Here is a 15,962-nt window from a genome sequence, read left to right as displayed (position 1 = left end):
ACCGGGACGGTCGGACGACGCGAAAATCCCTTTCATCCGCGTAGGTCGGGCATCCCATCAATCCGCGTGGGGCGGGGGTCCCGCCGGCCGGCCGTTCCTCAAGGGGCAAACGACATACGACCCGGCCGGATAGGTTCGGCGCGTCGTCCCGAAGCGCATTCCCTCTGCGGCCCCTCCGGACGGCCTTCTGTTTCCGCCCTTGCCCTTATATCCTCACCTCAAGACTGCCTCCGGCCTGCGGCTGCTCGCCCGGGAGATCAATCGCCTTCCCGCCCAATACCAAGCGCTCGATCTCCAGTTCGCCCTCGATCACATCTACCGTCACCACATCGCCGTAAGGTGCCTTGCGCAGAGAGACCGTCCCCCAGCCGCTGTCTGCCGCGATGAAGACACGGAAATCCTCGCGCCGGATCACCGGGTCCAGCCAAAGGGTCTTGCTCACCGCCGAGTATCGCAACCCCGCAAGCGCCAGCAGGTAGGAGTAGTTGGACATCGAGCGCGCATAGTGACTGCCGCACTCAAACTCGTTGAAGGGATTGCGCAAGCGGCCATTGTGTCGGTCTCGGACGGCCTTGCACACCGATAGCCCCTCGCGCAGGAAGCCCTCGTAGATGAGATGCGCGCCCACCTGGTATTCGAACCCGATCATGCACTCGAAGGCGTAGGTGACGCTGTGTTCGGGCCGTCCTCCCTTGGGCCAGGTGCAGATCAGCAGGCCCTTGTCGTCTCCAAGCGCGTACACCCGGTGAGGGTTGTGGTGATCGTGGAAATGATCCCGGAAGTTGTACCGGAACACACTGGCGATGGCGCTGCGCACATGCTCCGGATCATACAAGTCGCCGAGGCCATACTGTCGGGCGTGCCACTGCCCCAGAACCTGGTCGCAGATGCACCCCGGCCCGTACTGGTACCACGCCTGCGACCCCTTGGGGATCTGCTGGAAGTAGTACTCACCGTCATACAGCATGGCGTCGCTCAGGCGGCTGCCGGACTCGAACACCCGCCGGTATTCCGCGGCGGCTTCCCCATCACCCACGGCCCGCGCCATCTCTTCACCCGCGCGCAACGCCGCAAGGTACATGCTCCCGCAGACCGTCTCCGGCCCATGGTACTCGATGTCCAGAGTGTTGTGGTGGACGCCTTCCAGCAGCCCGTCGCGGTCGGCGTCCCAGTCCACCCACGCATACTCCAGCGCCTTCTTCACCGAGGGCCACAGCGCCCGCAGCCAGTCATTGTCTCCGCACAGTTGCCACTCGCGGAAGGTGCGCAGGACATTGCCCATCTGCCCGTCCGCCGCGGCGTGCCAGGTATTGCTCGCCTTCGTTCCCGGGGGCAGAGGCATCCGGAACTGCATATGCCCGTCTTCCTCGCGCAGATCGTAGGCGAAGTCCACTTCCCGCATGCCCCGCTCCAGAGACGGGAACACGTGGGCGATGGCCTGGGCGTAACTCCACACGTGGGTGCAGCTCCCCTCGCAGCAGCCTGCCGACGCGTGGCAACCCTCCCAGCCGTACAGCGTGCCGTCAGTCAGTCGCGTCACCGTAGGCGTGCGCAGGATCGAGAGCTGGCTTGAGATCGCGTCCAGCACGTACGTGGGCAGCGTGGAGGAAAAGAAGGCCTTCTGGAAAGCCCGGGTGCGCGACTCGAGTTCGGGCAGATCGTCGATCACCCGCGCCGCGACTTCGGTTGCGTTTTCCCACTGGGTCCCCTGCCAGGTCTTCCAGGTTGCTCCTTGATCCTCCCCCCAGTACTTCTCGAAGTTGGGCATGAGCCACGCCAGCACGAAGGTCCGAGTCACGCTGTCGCCCGGGCCAATCTCCGCCTGCAGGCCGAGATGCGCTGTGTGTGCTTCGCCCTCACCGCTCACTACCCCATCGCGCGGTCCGTCGAACACACCGGTCATGCCGAAGCCGTCCATAAGGCCCTCGGTCTGTGCGAACCAGGAGGACTCCGGGAACCGCAACTGCCAGGTCACATCCTCATTGGGCGTGAGCAGAGCGAGACTCCCGAACCGCGGCGAGTCCGCTCCGTGCCTTCTTGTGGTCATGCTGATCCCGCGCCAGCCGCCGCCCTCCACCCACTCGTTCAGACTCGACCCGACTTCCGGCCAGCCCACAATGTTCTGCAGCCCAAGCGCAACGCATGCCTCCACCGGGGCGTGCGTGGGGTTGGTGAGAGTGATGTCGAAGATCGCTGCCGGGAATGACGAGTTGGCTACATCCAGGGGGATGAAGGGGCTCCAGGCATCCATGCGCACGGTCACGGGACAGGGCACGGTGGGACCGGGCTTTTGCGGGGTGCCCGCCTCGTCCCAGAGCTCCAGGCACGCGAAGGGGAACTGCCCCGTGAACCGGCACCCTGGGAAGCGCAGGAAACCCGACCCGAACTCCCGCGGCGGGCCAAAACCAAAGCCCTTGAACTGCTGGGCGCCGTGGCTCCAGCCCTGATACGGTGGCTGCAGACGGCCTTCCACCACCCGGAAAGTGGGCTCACCGCCGACCTGCTTCGCGTAGAGCATGAAGTAAGTGTTGTCGGGCCGGTAGCCTTTATTGGGGCGGTTGAAAATCTCCCAGTCTACCAGTTGCCCCCGGCCGGACAGGGCGATGCAGCCGGTACCGATGCCGCCCAGCGGGAAAGCGACCTCGTTGAGGAACTCCCCGGACAACGGCCCGGGCGGCCCGTACTGGAACAGCTCGTCATCGGAATAGGGGACAGGTCGCCCGGCGCTGCGAGACTGGTATTCGGACATGGGAGTGCCTCCTCGGAGCTGGATGTCGCGGAGAGTTTCGCCACTGGAAGGAAGGGACCTTGGAAGATACGGCGGCATTACCTCGCCGCGTCCTGAGGACGCGCTTGCCTGTGCGGCGACCGCAGGCAGTCGCTGTGCTCAGGGCGAGGGGTAAAGCGGCCACGGCGAAACGAAAACGCCGGACCCACGGGGGGCCGGCGTTTCGTTTGATCTCAACTGGCACGTCCGGGAATCTACCGACGCTACCCGGCGCCTCACCCCAGCCCCGCAAGTAGCTCCCGGTGCCGGTCGCAGAGAGTAGCGGTCTCGCATTGCAGGCGGATCAGTTCCTCCTGACTCTGCGCCGCGTGCAGGCGGCAGTTCGGGTCCGGGCAGGACTCCTCCCCCGTGATCTCGTGGACGCAGGCCATGAGCGCGTACCCCTTGCAGACTTCGTTGATGCGCGGGTCGGCATACCCGAAGGTGCGGTCCGCGAACTGGTCTGCAAGCTCCTCGATTGCCTCTTCCGGGATCCCGAGAATCGCCATCTGCGCCCGGCGGAAGTCATACTCCCGCGGCCGCGGCAGGGCTTCCACGAGACCCACCAGCGAGATGACTGCCGGCGTTCCGGCAAACAGGATTCCCAGGCGGAACGGGCTGCCTTCCCCAGGCCACAGCCCCAGTGCGTGATTGGTCAGCGCGATATGCACATGACCCGCGCCGGCTTCCATAGGGTCGATGAGCAGCCGCAGGATTGCTCGGAAACGCGCGGCATCGAACACGAACTCCAGGCCAAGTTCCTCGGGCGGCATGGGAGCGCCAATGAGCGCCCCGGTCTCCCCGGCGAGATCCTCCACCCGGGCGATCTCAAGCTGCCGCACCACTTCCGGCTCCAGTTGCCTCTGCTCCTCGGGGCTGAAACGCGCGAACTGGTGGGTGAAGAAGTCCCGGCGTGTCTCGACTTCGGCTCTCGGGAACAGGGACGCCAGATAGCCGCCGATCTCAGAGACATCAAGACCCGCGGCATCCGGTTCGTCATACAGGTAGATATGGGCCAGGCCCTGGGGCTCTCGGCCTTGCGACGCATTTGTCACCGGCTCTCTCCAATCATTCGGCGGGCGCGGCCGGTGGCTCCGCAGGCTTCACGGGGGCCACGTCCGGCGCCTCGAGGCTGGACATGATCTTGATGAACTCCTCCATCTTCGGGTTCACCAACGCTTCGGGCCCGTTGATGAATCCCAGGTACATCGCCTTGCCGTTCACAATGTACACGCTGCTCATGATGAAGCCCTGGATGTTGGCCTTCGCGACGAGCGCCTTGTACTTGCCAAGCTGCTTCAGTTCGCCCTTCGTGTCAGGCGGCTTGCGAGGGTCCTTCTCAAGCAGCGCGGGAAGGGCGTCAGGAGTGAGCGGCTCCGCGAGGACCACGCGGTGGACGGAAGCCGCCCCGGTGGCGATGGTCGGCTCGATGACCGCAGACCACCACAGGTCAAAGTTATCGGTGGGCAGCAATTTCTCGCCGAACACATACACTGCCCGTTCCGTCTTCACGTTCTCCTCTTCCACGAGGCTCTCGAAGGCCCGGAACTTCCAGTCCATCGGCAGGAGGAGAGTGAAGGGATTGTGCGGCCCGGTGATCTTCTGGACCTTGGGCGCCTCTTCATCCTGGGCAATGGCGCCTCCGACCAGAACCAGAGACAGCAGCGCGAACATAACTGCGATGCGGGTCATCTTCGAGCAACCCCTTTCCAACGGTAGTGCGCCTATTGTACCCTTCGTGACGCCCGACGCAAACGGTCAGCGCGGCTAAGCCGTCAATCCCACACACTGGAGGCATCCGATGGACCGCGTAAACGAGCGTGACCTGCAATTCCGTCACGGTGACCACGGCCCGAAGTACCTGTTCCGTGGACCGCATTACGAGTGGGGGATCATCGTCCTGAAGCCCGGGCAGGCCCTGCGCGCCCACAAGCATCAGACGGTAGAGGAGACCTTCTACTTCGAGTGCGGCGCGCCGCAGATCGTGATCAACGACGAATCTATCCGCGTAACCGAGGGCGATGTGTTCAAGCTGGAGCCGGGCGAAGGGCACGACATCATCAATGACACCGACGGGGATATCCGGATAATCTTCATCAAGGCCCCGTACGCGCCGGACGACAAGGTGGAGTTGTGACGGTTCTGGCGGCTCATTCGCCATTGTTATGACGCCGCCCAGGCCCAGAACAACGAAAACCGGGCCGGATGGAGACGCGCCCATGCCGTGGAGAGGCATGAGTCGTCTCGCGACCGCTTGCGGCCGCGCCGTCCCGGTTGCGTCTTGGCCTGCTCTGCCGGCGCAGAGGTCGTGGCTATCTGGGCATGATGAACAGACGGATGGCCGTCCGCTCACTGCCGTCGATGTCCACATCCACGAAGGCCGGGAAACACACCAGGTCGATCCCTGCCGGCGCAAGGAAGCCCCGGGCGATGGCGATCGATTTGATCGCCTGGTTGAGCGCCCCTGCCCCTATGGTCTGCATTTCCGCCTTGCCCTGCTCGCGGATGGTCCCCGCCAGTGCTCCGGCAACCTTGTTCGGGTCCGACTGGGAGCCGACTTTCAGACAACTCAACGGTGCATCCCCCTTGCCCGCAACAAGCCTGGACACCGGCCCCTCGCGGGTCCGGCTGCGCCCCGTCCAGCCCTCGGCCTGTTACGGCAGCAGCGTCTGTTGCTACGTTCGATGATTGCGGATCGGCAGAAAAGCATCTCTTTGAGACGACTGCAGCTTGCCCCAGCCATCTATCATAACTGCTCCGCGCCATTCGTCAAGATGCGCATGGCCTCGATGGCAGCGGGAAGACCCCTTGCGGGCCCGGTAGTGATAAGCACCGCGCTTAGAAACGCCGGGCCTCCCTTGGGCACGTCGAACCGCGCGGGCATGCCTGACAGAAACCTGCGCAGGACGATCTCCTGCTTGACGCCGATGCAGGTGCCGACGGGTCCGGTCATCCCGACGTCGGAGATGAATGCGGTTCCCCCTGGGAGCACTTGAGCATCGGCGGTCTGGACGTGAGTATGGGTGCCGATGACCGCTGTCGCCCGACCGTCCAGATAGTAGCCCAGGCAACTCTTCTCCGAAGTCGCCTCAGCGTGGAAGTCCACGATCACCGCGTCGCACCTTGGAGCCAGTTCGTCCACGAGCTTCGAGCCCACCCGGAAGGGGCAGTCCACTGTCTCCATGAAAATGCGGCCCAGCAGATTGATAACGCCCACGCGCTGCTCGCCGCCGGTCTCGAAAACAGCGTGGCCGATCCCCGGCGCGCCAGGAGGGTAATTGGCCGGGCGCAGGATGCGGCGGTCGACCTCCAGCAGATGCTCCGCTTCCTTCTGCGCCCACACGTGATTGCCCGTGGTGATGCAGTCGGCACCCGCGTCGAAGATCTCCAGGGCGGTGCGTTCAGTGATCCCGTACCCGGCTGCGGAGTTCTCGCCGTTGACGATGACGAAATCGCAGGCAAGATTCTCCCGCAATTGAGGCAGGATCGCCTGCAGCGCGTGGCGCCCAGGCCTTCCCACAACATCCCCGACATGGAGGATTTTCACGAGAAAGGCTCCTCAATGAGTATGTAACGACCAACGGCGGCCTCACCGCTGCACCTCGGGCCGGCGTGATCTCGCCTCTGCTTGTCCAGCAGCGCTCCATCGGTATTCGGGAAGAGGCATGAACAGCTGCCGTCCACTGTGCTCAGCAAAACCGAAGCGGTGTTCGACGAGCGAGCACGCCATTCTTGGGCGGCTTGGAATCCAACCGTCGTCACAGAACCGGAAGGCCGGGACCGGGATAATCCCGGCCCCGGCCTGGGCCTTCGGTCGCATTGGGCAAGGAATGATCCACCCGCCACGCTTTCAGGTAACTCGCACTATTTGGCGTACTCCACGGCCCGGGTTTCTCGGATCACCGTGACCCGGATCTGTCCGGGGTAGTCCAGTTCGCCCTCGATGCGCGAGGCCATGCCCTTCGCGAGGTTCAGCGCCGCCAGGTCGTCGATGCGCTCCGGCTTCACGATGACTCGGATTTCGCGTCCGGCCTGGATTGCGAAAGCCTGGTCTACGCCCTCGAAACTTCGTGCGATAGTCTCGAGGCCCTCGAGACGCTTGATGTAGGCGTCCAGGGTCTCGCGGCGCGCGCCGGGCCGGGCGGCGGAGATTGCGTCAGCAGCTTGCACGAGTGCAGCCTCCACCGAATCCATCTCCACGTCGTCATGGTGTGCGGCAATGCAGTGCACGACTTCGGGCGACTCGCCCCGTGCCTTGGCGATCTCCGCACCGATTTGAGTGTGGGTCCCGTCGCGCTCGTAGTCCACAGCCTTGCCGATGTCATGCAGCAGGCCCCCGCGTCGGGCGATATTCACCCGCGCGCCAATCTGCGATGCCATCATGCCCGCGAGATGGGCGACCTCAATGGAATGCTTCAGCACATTCTGCCCGAAGCTGGTGCGGTAACGCAGCTTACCCAACATCCGCATGATCTCGGGATGCAGGCCGGTAATGCCTACTTCCATGATGGCCGCCTCGGCGGCCTCCTGCATCCGCTCTTCGGTCTGCTTGCGGGCTCGTTCGACGGCTTCCTCGATGCGGCCCGGATGAATGCGACCGTCGGAGGTGAGAGATTCCAATGCGACCTTTGCGATTTCGCGGCGTACCGGGTCGAATCCGGAGAGGACCACCGCCTCCGGGGTGTCATCCACAATCAGGTCGATTCCGGTGAACTGCTCAAAGCACCGGATGTTGCGTCCCTCGCGGCCGATAATGCGGCCCTTCATCTCGTCGTTGGGAAGGGGCACCACAGACACGGTTGTCTCTGTAGTCTGGTCTACGGCGCAACGCTGGATGGCTGCTGCCACGACTTCAGCGGCTCGCCGCTCGCCTTCCCTGCGGGCCTCTTCCTCCATGCGGCGTATGAGCTGCGCGCAGTCCTGGCGAGTTTCCTTCTCTACATCGGACAGGATTAGTTCGCGAGCTTCCTCGCGGGTCATCTGTGCGACCCGCTCCAGTTCCTGCTGCCTGGACTCCAACAGCCTCTGGGCTTCCTCCTCGAGCTCCTTGAGTTTCTGCTGGCGCTTATCCATCTCGCTGGCGCGCTTGTCGATCTCCGCCTTGCGCTTGTCCAGGTTGTCCTCGCGGTCGTCGAGACGCTTCTTGGCTTCTTCGAGGCGCTTCTTGGCCTCTTCAAGCTCGCTCCTGTTTCTCTGGGCTTCGGCTTCGATGCGTTCCCTGAGCTTGATCTCCTGCTCTTTCGCCTGGAGCTTCAACTCCCGGCGCTCCGCCTCGATCTGCCTGCGCTGTTCATCAAGCTGTAACTGGACCTCGTCCCGTGTCTGGTCTGACTGTTTTGCGGCGCTCTTCGATCGAGTGATGCCGAAAATGATTCCGGCGATTGCAACAAGGATAGATATTACGGTTATCACGATGGCAATGGGGTCCATCGTGGATCACCTCCATTCAGTGGCAGGCCCCGGAGGCTCGGCGAGTGCCATGTCTGACAGTTCATGTTAGCCCGCTGACTGTCAGGGGGGCTCAGAGGTCCTCCCTTTCCGAGTCATCGGCCAGGGCCCGTTTGAGGGCGCTCGAGATGGTGTCCGGGTCGAAACCGAGCCGATACAGGTGCTGGTAGGCACGGGCCCGGCGCTTTTCCACGGGCAAGTCCTCCCACCGTCTCAAGCGCTTTGTGAGTGCTTCCGTTGCGCGTTGCACGTCGTCCACACCTTCCAGTGCCTCCGCCACCGCACCCCTCGCCACCTCTTCGCTCACTCCGCTCTCACGGAGCCTGTAAAGCAAACCCTGCCGTCCAATGTGACGCCGCAGGAGACTCCGCGTGCGATCACGGGCGAAAGACGCGTCATCCACGAAACCCAGGTTTTCAAGCTTCGCCAATGTCGCGGACACGACTTCGGGGCTGAACCCTCTGCGGGCCAGGGAGCGCTCAAGCTCCCGCTGGCTCCTGCCCCGGACCTTGAGCAGTCTCAGCGCCGCATTGCGTGCCCGCAACAGCTCGTTCTCGTGTGCAATGCGGTCCAAGGTGTCCTGCATCAACTGCTTGCCCGCGGTCAGCCCGACAGCGACGATCACGTCCTCATGCAAGACCAGTTCATCCTGGCCCTCGATGGTTACCGTGTAGTGATTGGGGCGCTTGGGATGCGGCCGGATAGACGTCACCGTTCCCGGCGCGCTCACGGATCACTCCCTCCTTGATGGCGCTGGTGCCTGCCGACTGCCTGTGCGGGGCCTGTATGCCAGGCAACGGGCAGATCCCGCAACTTGCCTCGCAACGGATTGATGCCCGCAGCCTCTAGTCGGCCTCGATGTCCAGGGTTCCTCCCGCGGTTTCGTGAGTTTCCCCGGAGGAGAGGTAGGCGGGAATCGGCAGGTTGTGCGCCTGGCGTATTTTCATCTCAAGTTCATTGGCGATGTCCGGCGTGGCAGCCAGGAATTCCACCGCGTTTTCCCTGCCCTGTCCCAGCCGCTCCTCGCCGTAGTTGAACCAGCTTCCCGACTTCTCGACGAGATCGAGGTTCACGGCCTCGTCGAGGATGCTGCCGAAACGGGAGATGCCCTGCCCGTAGATGATGTCGAACTCGCACTTGCGGAAAGGCGGGGCAACCTTGTTCTTTACGACCTTCGCAGACACGCGGTTACCGATGATGTCGGTGCCGCGCTTCAGGGATTCCGAGCGGCGCAACTCCAGCCGCACAGAGGCCCAGAACTTCAGCGCCCTGCCGCCGGGAGTCGTCTCCGGGTTGCCGAACATCACGCCGATCTTCTCACGGATCTGGTTGATGAACACAACCACCGTGCCGGCATTCGAAGCGGACCCCGCGAGCTTGCGCAAAGCCTGGCTCATGAGCCGGGCTTGCAGACCCACATGGGAGTCGCCCATGTCACCCTCGAGTTCGGCCGCCGGCACGAGAGCCGCCACGGAATCCACGACGATGGCGTCCACCGCTCCGCTGTGGATGAGCGCATCGCAGATCTCGAGCGCCTGCTCGCCGGTATCGGGCTGAGAGACCAGCAGGTTGTCCAGATCCATGCCCAGTTGTGCGGCGTAGTCTCGGCTGAAAGCATGCTCGGCGTCGATGAAGGCCGCCGTGCCACCGATCTGTTGACAGGCCGCCAGCAGGTGCATGGTCAGGGTGGTCTTCCCCGAACCCTCCTGGCCGTAGATCTCCACAATGCGGCCCCGCGGAAGCCCACCTACGCCCAGGGCGATGTCCAGGGCCAGCGACCCCGTGGGGATGACCTCGACTGCGAGATTGGTGGGCTCCTGGCCAAGACGCATGACCGCGCCCTCGCCATACTGCTTCTGGATCTGGGACAACGCCTGGTCCAGCGCCTTTGCCTTGTCTTCCGGCGTCTTCTTGCCTGCAGCCATGATTTCTTTCGGCCCCCCGATGATTTGTGATGCCATTTCCCGGCAGGATATGCCGGTCTGCGGACGTCTGCCCTTCCTGGGACAGGCAGTCCTGGCCGTGGCCGCCTGCCCGGCCCCTACCCCAGCCGGAACGACTTTTGCACTGTGTAAATCGGCCCCGCCGGGGTGAGCACACTGCTGAACAGCGCGAACTCGCCTACCGCCATGGTCCCGAGGTCCGTGGCCGCCGCCTGCTTGATCCCCGCCGCGAGGCCTTTGCTGTGCTGCGGCGTCCTGTTGCGGCCAATGGTGGCGTGAGCCTTGAAGGGCCTGCGCTCGGGTGCCGCCAGCCCGGCCTGGGCGAGGGACTTCTCCAGGTCCTCGGCCAGCGCCGTCAATTCCTGGGCTCCCTCAGCGGCGGCGAGCCAGACCGCTCGTGCCTCGGCAGGCCTGGGAAAGGCGCCGCAGCCGCGAATCCTGATCTCAAAGGGTGCATGCCGCGCGGCGACTTCCTCTGCAACCCGTTCCAGCTCGGCGAGGGCACTATCCGGCAGATTGCCCAGGAACTTCAAGGTGAAATGCAGGTTCTCGGGCTCGACCCACTTGACCGACGTGCCGCAGCGCCGCAGGGTCTCCTGCACCCGGCAGACCGCCTCGCGCAGGTCCTCGGCTAACGGGACCGCGAAGAAGAGGCGCAGGTCCTCGCTGCCCTCGCTCATGTGCCTTCCCCGTCGGCGATAATCTGCTTGCGCAACATGTTCAGGGCCAGCTGGGACACCCGCTGCTTGAACTGGTCCCGTGTTCCGGGCCACAGTTGCCGGTCGCATACAGTCCCCTTGGGCCCGTCCAGCGCAATGTACACCAGCCCCACGGGTTTTTCCTCGGTGCCCCCACCGGGACCCGCGACGCCGGTCGTTGCGATGCCGTAGTCACTTCCCGCAACGCGCCGCACTCCCCGGGCCATGGCTTCCGCGCACTCCTGGCTCACCGCGCCGTGTTGGGCGAGGATCGCCTCCGGCACCCCGAGGATGTCCATCTTCGCCTGGTTTGCGTACGCAACGATGCCGGCCAGGAAGTAGTCTGATGCCCCCGGTACGTCAGTGATGCGGTTTGCGATGAGCCCGCCGGTGCAGCTTTCCGCGGTTGCCAGTGTGAGGCCGCGCTGTCGCAGAAGCTCCCCCACGCCGGCCTCCATCCCCTGGTCGTCGATGGCGAAAACGTACTTGCCCAGGCGCTCCCTTATCCGCGCTTCAAGGGCATCCAGTCTCGCAACGGCCTCAGCTTGGTCCAGGGATTTGGTTGCCAGACGCACCTTGACTTCGCCCGGAGACGCGTAGAGCGCGATGGTCGGGTCGGTCTGGGTCTCGATGATGTCCGCGATTTCCGTGGCCACATTGGACTCACCGATGTCCGCAAGCCGCAGAACCCGGCGGTACAGCAGGCCGCCACCCTCGGCCCGGACACGTTCGGCCAGGCGGGGCAGCACTGAAAGCCGCATCATCTCACGCATTTCGGGAGGCGGACCGGGGACGGCGAAAAACCAGCAGCCTTCATGGTCGAGGAAGATGCCAGGCGCGGTGCCGCAGGTGTTTTCAAGCAACTCGCCCCCTGCAGGGGCTTCGCACTGCTTGAAATTGCTCTCCGTGGCCACTCTGCCTCGGGCCAGGAAGAACTCCTTGAGATGCTCGACAGCCGCTGCGTCGCGCTGCAGCGGCCGTCCGGTGACTTCGGCGATGGCTTCGCGGGTGATGTCGTCGGCTGTGGGGCCGAGTCCCCCGCAAAGAATCAGCACATCGCTGCGCCTCATCGCGGTCCGCAAGACCCCGACGAGCCGCTCCATGTTATCGCCAACGGTATGCCTGAAGTAGAGATCTACACCGATTCCCGCGAGATGTTGCGAGATATACGTCGCGTTCGTATCCGTGATCTCGCCCAGCAGGATCTCGGTGCCAACCGAGATAGTTTCCGCCCTCAAGGCTGCGATTCTGCCTTCCGCTCAAACCCGACCGTCTCAAGCCGCGACAAGCGTAGGCTCGTACTGTGTCCCAAAGCCAGTCTCAGCAGGAAGTCGGACTAAATGGCCGATACACCTAGGTTGCTATTATATGCCCGCGCCCCCGGAGCGTCAATGATGCGGAAATCGGCACCATACCATCGGCCTTGCGCGGTGCGTGCCTGCCCCGTGTGCGGCCGGCGCCCGGCGCCTCAATCCACCCCGCCGTTGAATACCAGCCCGCCGAACCTGCGCTCGCGGCGATTGAACTCCTTGATCGCCTCCACGAGATGCTCGCGCTGAACATCGGGCCACAGCGTAGGCAGGACAACGACCTCACTGTAGGCCACTTGCCAGAGCAAGAAGTTGCTCAGCCGGAACTCTCCGCCCGGGCGCAGAACCAGGTCCGGGTCGGGCACGTGGGGTGCGTACATCGCCTGCGAGATGCAGGCCTCGTCGATGTCCTCCGGGGTCAGCGACCCCTCTATCGCCCTGCGCGCGAGACTGCGGGCAGCATCCACGATCTCGGCCCGGCCCCCGTAATTGACCAGCATGTTCAGGGTCAACCCCGTGTTGCCGGCGGTCATTTCCGTGCCCTCGCGCACCGCTCGCTGGAGGCTTTCGGGAAGTTCGTGGAGGCGTCCGGAGGCCATGAAGCGGCAATTACGCTCATGCAGTTCGTCAATCTCCGAGCGCAGGGCATGCTCGATGAGCTTCATCAGGCCCTCGACTTCCTGGGAGGGCCGCCGCCAGTTCTCCACACTGAAGGCATATACAGAGACGAACCGGATGCCGATCTCGTCGCATGCCAGAACCACGCGCTTGGTGGCCTTGCTGCCCTCGACGTGCCCCTGGATTCTGGGCAGACCGCGCTGCTGAGCCCAGCGGCCATTGCCATCCATTACAATGGCTACATGCTCGGGGATCTGCAGACCTTCCAGTTCTGCATACCACCTGGTTGTGTCGGTCAAGGGTCTCACCTGAATCGGGGTCATAGGTGCGGAGGTCGACCGTCCCGGTCGACTTGGGCTTGCCGACCGGGAGGCTCGGCCCACGCGTATGACCCCAGGGTCACCAACTTCATGGTTCCAAAATGCGCACCCGTGCGCACGGGGGCTCAAGACATTCTATGATCCAACGAAGCGCCGGGCCTGCCGCAGCGCGGAACAGGTGTCCGGCGCAGGCACAGTCCGAGGCGCCGAAGCCGGTCACCACCGGGAAACGCTGCCCGAGGCACCCCGCGATCAGGCACTCATACTCCGCCGGCTTGTCCCAAGCCCACGCAAGCGGCACACGTCCGGATGCGGTCAGATAGTCGATGTGCCATCGCAGGGCCTTGTCGGACCGTGCATGCCTTGCGACCCGCGCCGGGAGATTGCCTTGCGCGCTGCCGACATAGAGATACGAGCCGCGCGAGAAGGCCAAGCAGCCAAGGCTGCCCACCGCGATGTTCCGTGGCGTATCGAGCATCACCTGCACCACGTAGACGCCCCGGCCGGGAAGTTCAGCGGTCTTTTGGCTGGCCATATTGCGGGTAGGCCACCACAAGTTGCAGCGACCCGCCGTCCGTCAGTCGCTGGCGGACCACCCGGGCCACTCCTTGACCGGGACCCGCTGAAGGTGGCCCGGTCTCGATAACCTGAGCTACCGTCCAACCGCCGCGGGTTAGCCGTTCCAGGGCCAGGGGAAGCTCACAGGCGGTCACATCCGGCGGCCGATCACTCAAGTCTCCATGACCTCCGCGGCCTTGGCCTCCGCAATCTTGTCTATCTCCGCGATGGCCTTGTCGGTGAGTTCCTGGACTTCCTTCTTGCCGCGCTCGGCGTCGTCTTCAGAGATCGTGTGGTTCTTTTCCATCTTGTCGATACTGGAATTGGCGTCTCGCCGGATATTGCGAACGGAAATGCGCGCGTCCTCGGCCATCTGCCCCACAAGCTTCTTGAGCTCCTTGCGGCGCTCTTCGGTGAGAGGCGGGATTTCCAGGCGAATGACCACACCGTCGCTGCTGGGCGTCAGGCTCAGGTCAGAGGCAATGATTGCTTTCTCGATAGCCTTGAGGGCGCCCTTATCCCACGGGGTGATGACAATCATCCGGGCCTCAGGGATTCCGATGGTGGCCAGTTGGTTGATTGGCATTTCGCTGCCGTAGTAGCTCACCTTGACGCGTTCCAGAAGCGCAGGAGATGCCCGTCCGGTGCGCACGGTAGAGTAGTCGTGCTCCAGCTTCTCCTTGACCTTGTGCATCCTCTTTTCCGCATCGTCGATGACTTTGTCCATTGCGGGGCCTCCTTCGTGCGGTGGCATGCAGACATGCGCGGTCAACCCAATTCGCGCGTCCTCAAGGGAGCGTCCCTGCCGGCCCGGATGTGCGCAGCGATGGCAGCGCGTTCGGACCGGGGCAGGGCGCTATGACGCGTAAGACCTATTCGACGCCGTCAGGTTTATTCCTTCGGGGGGGTGTGAACAAGGGTGCCCACGGGTCTGCCCATACATGCCCGGGCGATATTGGTCGGGTCGGTAATATTGAACACCACAATAGGCAGGCCGTTTTCCATGGCCAGCGCAAATGCCGTGGTGTCCATCACACGCAACCCGCGGGTGAGGGCTTCATGGTGAGTGATGGTGTCGAACATCACGGCGTCGGGGTTCTTGCGGGGGTCCTTGTCGAAGACGCCGTCCACATTGGTGGCCTTGAGGATCACCTGTGCGCCAATCTCGGTGGCGCGCAAGACGGCGGCGGTGTCGGTGGTGAAGAACGGGTTTCCGGTGCCGCAGGCGAAGATGACCACCCGGCCTTTCTCCAGGTGCCGAATAGCACGGCGGCGGATGAAAGGCTCGGCCACTTCGCGCATCTCGATGGCCGACTGCATTCGGGTGTCGACACCATCGCGCTCCAGGGCATCCTGGAGCGCGATGGAATTGATGGCCGTTGCGAGCATTCCGGCGTAGTCGGCGGTTGCGCGATCCATGCCGACTTCGGCCATCTCGGCGCCTCGCCAAAGGTTCCCGCCGCCAATGATAAGACCGATCTCAACGCCGGTGCGGGCCGCTTCAGCGACGGCGGCAGCGATGCCCTGCAGCGTGGGTTGGTGAATCCCGTGCTCCTCGGGCCCTTTGAGGGACTCTCCGCTGAGCTTGAGGATGACTCTGGTCCACGGCCCGCGCTGTGGGTCGTGCATTTAGCCCTCCGCCCCAACCTGGTATCGAGTGAAGCGGCGGATCACGATCTTCTCGCCGGTCTTCGCGACCACGTCATTGAGGAGGTCCTCAATGGTCTTGCTGTCATCGCGGATATAGGGCTGTTTGAGCAGGCAGTAGGTCTCGTAGAACTTGCGCATGCGGCCTTCGACCATCTTGTCCACGATGCTTTCAGGCTTGCCCTCGGACAAGGCCTGCTCCCTGAGAATCTCCCGCTCCTTCTCCAGGGCGCTTTCCGGCACGTCCTCGGGTGCGATCCACCGCGGCTGCTGCGCGGCAACCTGCATACATAGTTCCTTGGCGAAGTTCTTCAAGTCGTCGGTGCGGGCCACAAAATCGGTCTCGCAGTTGACCTCAACCAGCACGCCGATCTGGTCGCCGGCGTGGATGTAGGAAGCGATGGTGCCCTCGGAAGCGGTCTTGCCCTCGCGCTTGGCAGCGACGGCGATCCCCTTCTTGCGCAGCGTGGCGATGGCCTCTTCAAAGTCACCGTTGGCCTCTTCCAGGGCCTTCTTGCAGTCGAGCATCCCCGCGCCTGTGATCTCGCGGAGTTTCTTGACGTCCTGTGCGGATACGGCCATCTTCCAGACCTCCTGGGGAAGTGAGAACCAGGGCCGGCTGGTGCAATACGCCTGCCGGCCCTGCCTGGTCA

Annotated in this window: 17 protein-coding genes; 1 reads left to right on the top strand and 16 read right to left on the bottom strand. The window is 63.8% G+C overall.

The features are described 5' to 3' along the window. Positions 1-205 precede the first annotated feature (205 nt). The 3 genes from HPY44_06735 to HPY44_06725 all read right to left on the bottom strand — a co-directional run bounded on the left by HPY44_06735 (position 206) and on the right by HPY44_06725 (position 4,459). Positions 206-2,749, bottom strand: a complete 2,544-nt coding sequence (locus HPY44_06735; GenBank protein NSW55693.1) for a hypothetical protein — start codon at positions 2,747-2,749, stop codon at positions 206-208. Positions 2,750-3,003: 254 nt separating this feature from the next. Beyond that, a complete protein-coding gene (locus HPY44_06730; protein NSW55692.1) occupies positions 3,004-3,822 on the bottom strand; it encodes a hypothetical protein in 819 nt (272 codons plus the stop codon). Positions 3,823-3,835: 13 nt separating this feature from the next. Further along, positions 3,836-4,459, bottom strand: a complete 624-nt coding sequence (locus HPY44_06725; protein ID NSW55691.1) for a hypothetical protein — start codon at positions 4,457-4,459, stop codon at positions 3,836-3,838. A gap of 109 nt (positions 4,460-4,568) precedes the next feature. Between HPY44_06725 and HPY44_06720 the strand changes: the two genes are divergently transcribed. Beyond that, complete coding sequence (locus HPY44_06720; GenBank protein NSW55690.1) at positions 4,569-4,904, top strand: cupin domain-containing protein; 336 nt, start codon at positions 4,569-4,571, stop codon at positions 4,902-4,904. Between the two features lie 175 nt (positions 4,905-5,079). On the opposite strand, the gene HPY44_06715 is transcribed toward HPY44_06720, so the two are convergent. The 13 genes from HPY44_06715 to tsf all read right to left on the bottom strand — a co-directional run bounded on the left by HPY44_06715 (position 5,080) and on the right by tsf (position 15,891). Next, on the bottom strand, positions 5,080-5,340 hold the full coding sequence (locus tag HPY44_06715; protein NSW55689.1) for a stage V sporulation protein S: 261 nt from the start codon (positions 5,338-5,340) through the stop codon (positions 5,080-5,082). A gap of 173 nt (positions 5,341-5,513) precedes the next feature. Then, on the bottom strand, positions 5,514-6,314 hold the full coding sequence (locus tag HPY44_06710; GenBank protein ID NSW55688.1) for a TIGR00282 family metallophosphoesterase: 801 nt from the start codon (positions 6,312-6,314) through the stop codon (positions 5,514-5,516). A gap of 317 nt (positions 6,315-6,631) precedes the next feature. Further along, a complete protein-coding gene (gene rny / locus HPY44_06705) occupies positions 6,632-8,197 on the bottom strand; it encodes a ribonuclease Y (protein NSW55687.1) in 1,566 nt (521 codons plus the stop codon). A 91-nt stretch (positions 8,198-8,288) separates the two neighbouring features. Continuing rightward, positions 8,289-8,945, bottom strand: coding sequence for a regulatory protein RecX (locus HPY44_06700; GenBank protein NSW55686.1), 657 nt, complete (start codon positions 8,943-8,945; stop codon positions 8,289-8,291). A gap of 115 nt (positions 8,946-9,060) precedes the next feature. After that, on the bottom strand, positions 9,061-10,176 hold the full coding sequence (gene recA, locus HPY44_06695; protein NSW55685.1) for a recombinase RecA: 1,116 nt from the start codon (positions 10,174-10,176) through the stop codon (positions 9,061-9,063). Positions 10,177-10,256: 80 nt separating this feature from the next. Continuing rightward, entirely contained in the window at positions 10,257-10,838 is a 582-nt protein-coding gene (gene thpR, locus HPY44_06690) for an RNA 2',3'-cyclic phosphodiesterase (GenBank protein ID NSW55684.1), read from the bottom strand. Beyond that, positions 10,835-12,094, bottom strand: a complete 1,260-nt coding sequence (locus tag HPY44_06685) for a competence/damage-inducible protein A (GenBank protein ID NSW55683.1) — start codon at positions 12,092-12,094, stop codon at positions 10,835-10,837. The genes thpR and HPY44_06685 overlap by 4 nt, the downstream gene beginning before the upstream one ends. A gap of 230 nt (positions 12,095-12,324) precedes the next feature. Further along, a complete protein-coding gene (gene uppS, locus HPY44_06680; GenBank protein NSW55682.1) occupies positions 12,325-13,107 on the bottom strand; it encodes a di-trans,poly-cis-decaprenylcistransferase in 783 nt (260 codons plus the stop codon). Between the two features lie 85 nt (positions 13,108-13,192). Next, positions 13,193-13,639: a GIY-YIG nuclease family protein gene (locus tag HPY44_06675; protein NSW55681.1), complete on the bottom strand. Its 447-nt coding sequence runs from the start codon at positions 13,637-13,639 to the stop codon at positions 13,193-13,195. After that, a complete protein-coding gene (locus tag HPY44_06670; protein NSW55680.1) occupies positions 13,617-13,838 on the bottom strand; it encodes a hypothetical protein in 222 nt (73 codons plus the stop codon). The genes HPY44_06675 and HPY44_06670 overlap by 23 nt, the downstream gene beginning before the upstream one ends. Next, entirely contained in the window at positions 13,835-14,389 is a 555-nt protein-coding gene (gene frr / locus HPY44_06665; protein NSW55679.1) for a ribosome recycling factor, read from the bottom strand. The genes HPY44_06670 and frr overlap by 4 nt, the downstream gene beginning before the upstream one ends. Positions 14,390-14,553: 164 nt before the next feature. Continuing rightward, positions 14,554-15,291, bottom strand: a complete 738-nt coding sequence (locus tag HPY44_06660; protein ID NSW55678.1) for a UMP kinase — start codon at positions 15,289-15,291, stop codon at positions 14,554-14,556. Further along, complete coding sequence (gene tsf / locus HPY44_06655) at positions 15,292-15,891, bottom strand: translation elongation factor Ts (GenBank protein NSW55677.1); 600 nt, start codon at positions 15,889-15,891, stop codon at positions 15,292-15,294. Between the last annotated feature and the right edge of the window lie 71 nt (positions 15,892-15,962).

This window comes from Armatimonadota bacterium, assembly GCA_013314775.1.
Taxonomy (GTDB): domain Bacteria; phylum Armatimonadota; class Zipacnadia; order Zipacnadales; family JABUFB01; genus JABUFB01.
This window is presented reverse-complemented; position numbering and strand designations above follow the sequence as displayed.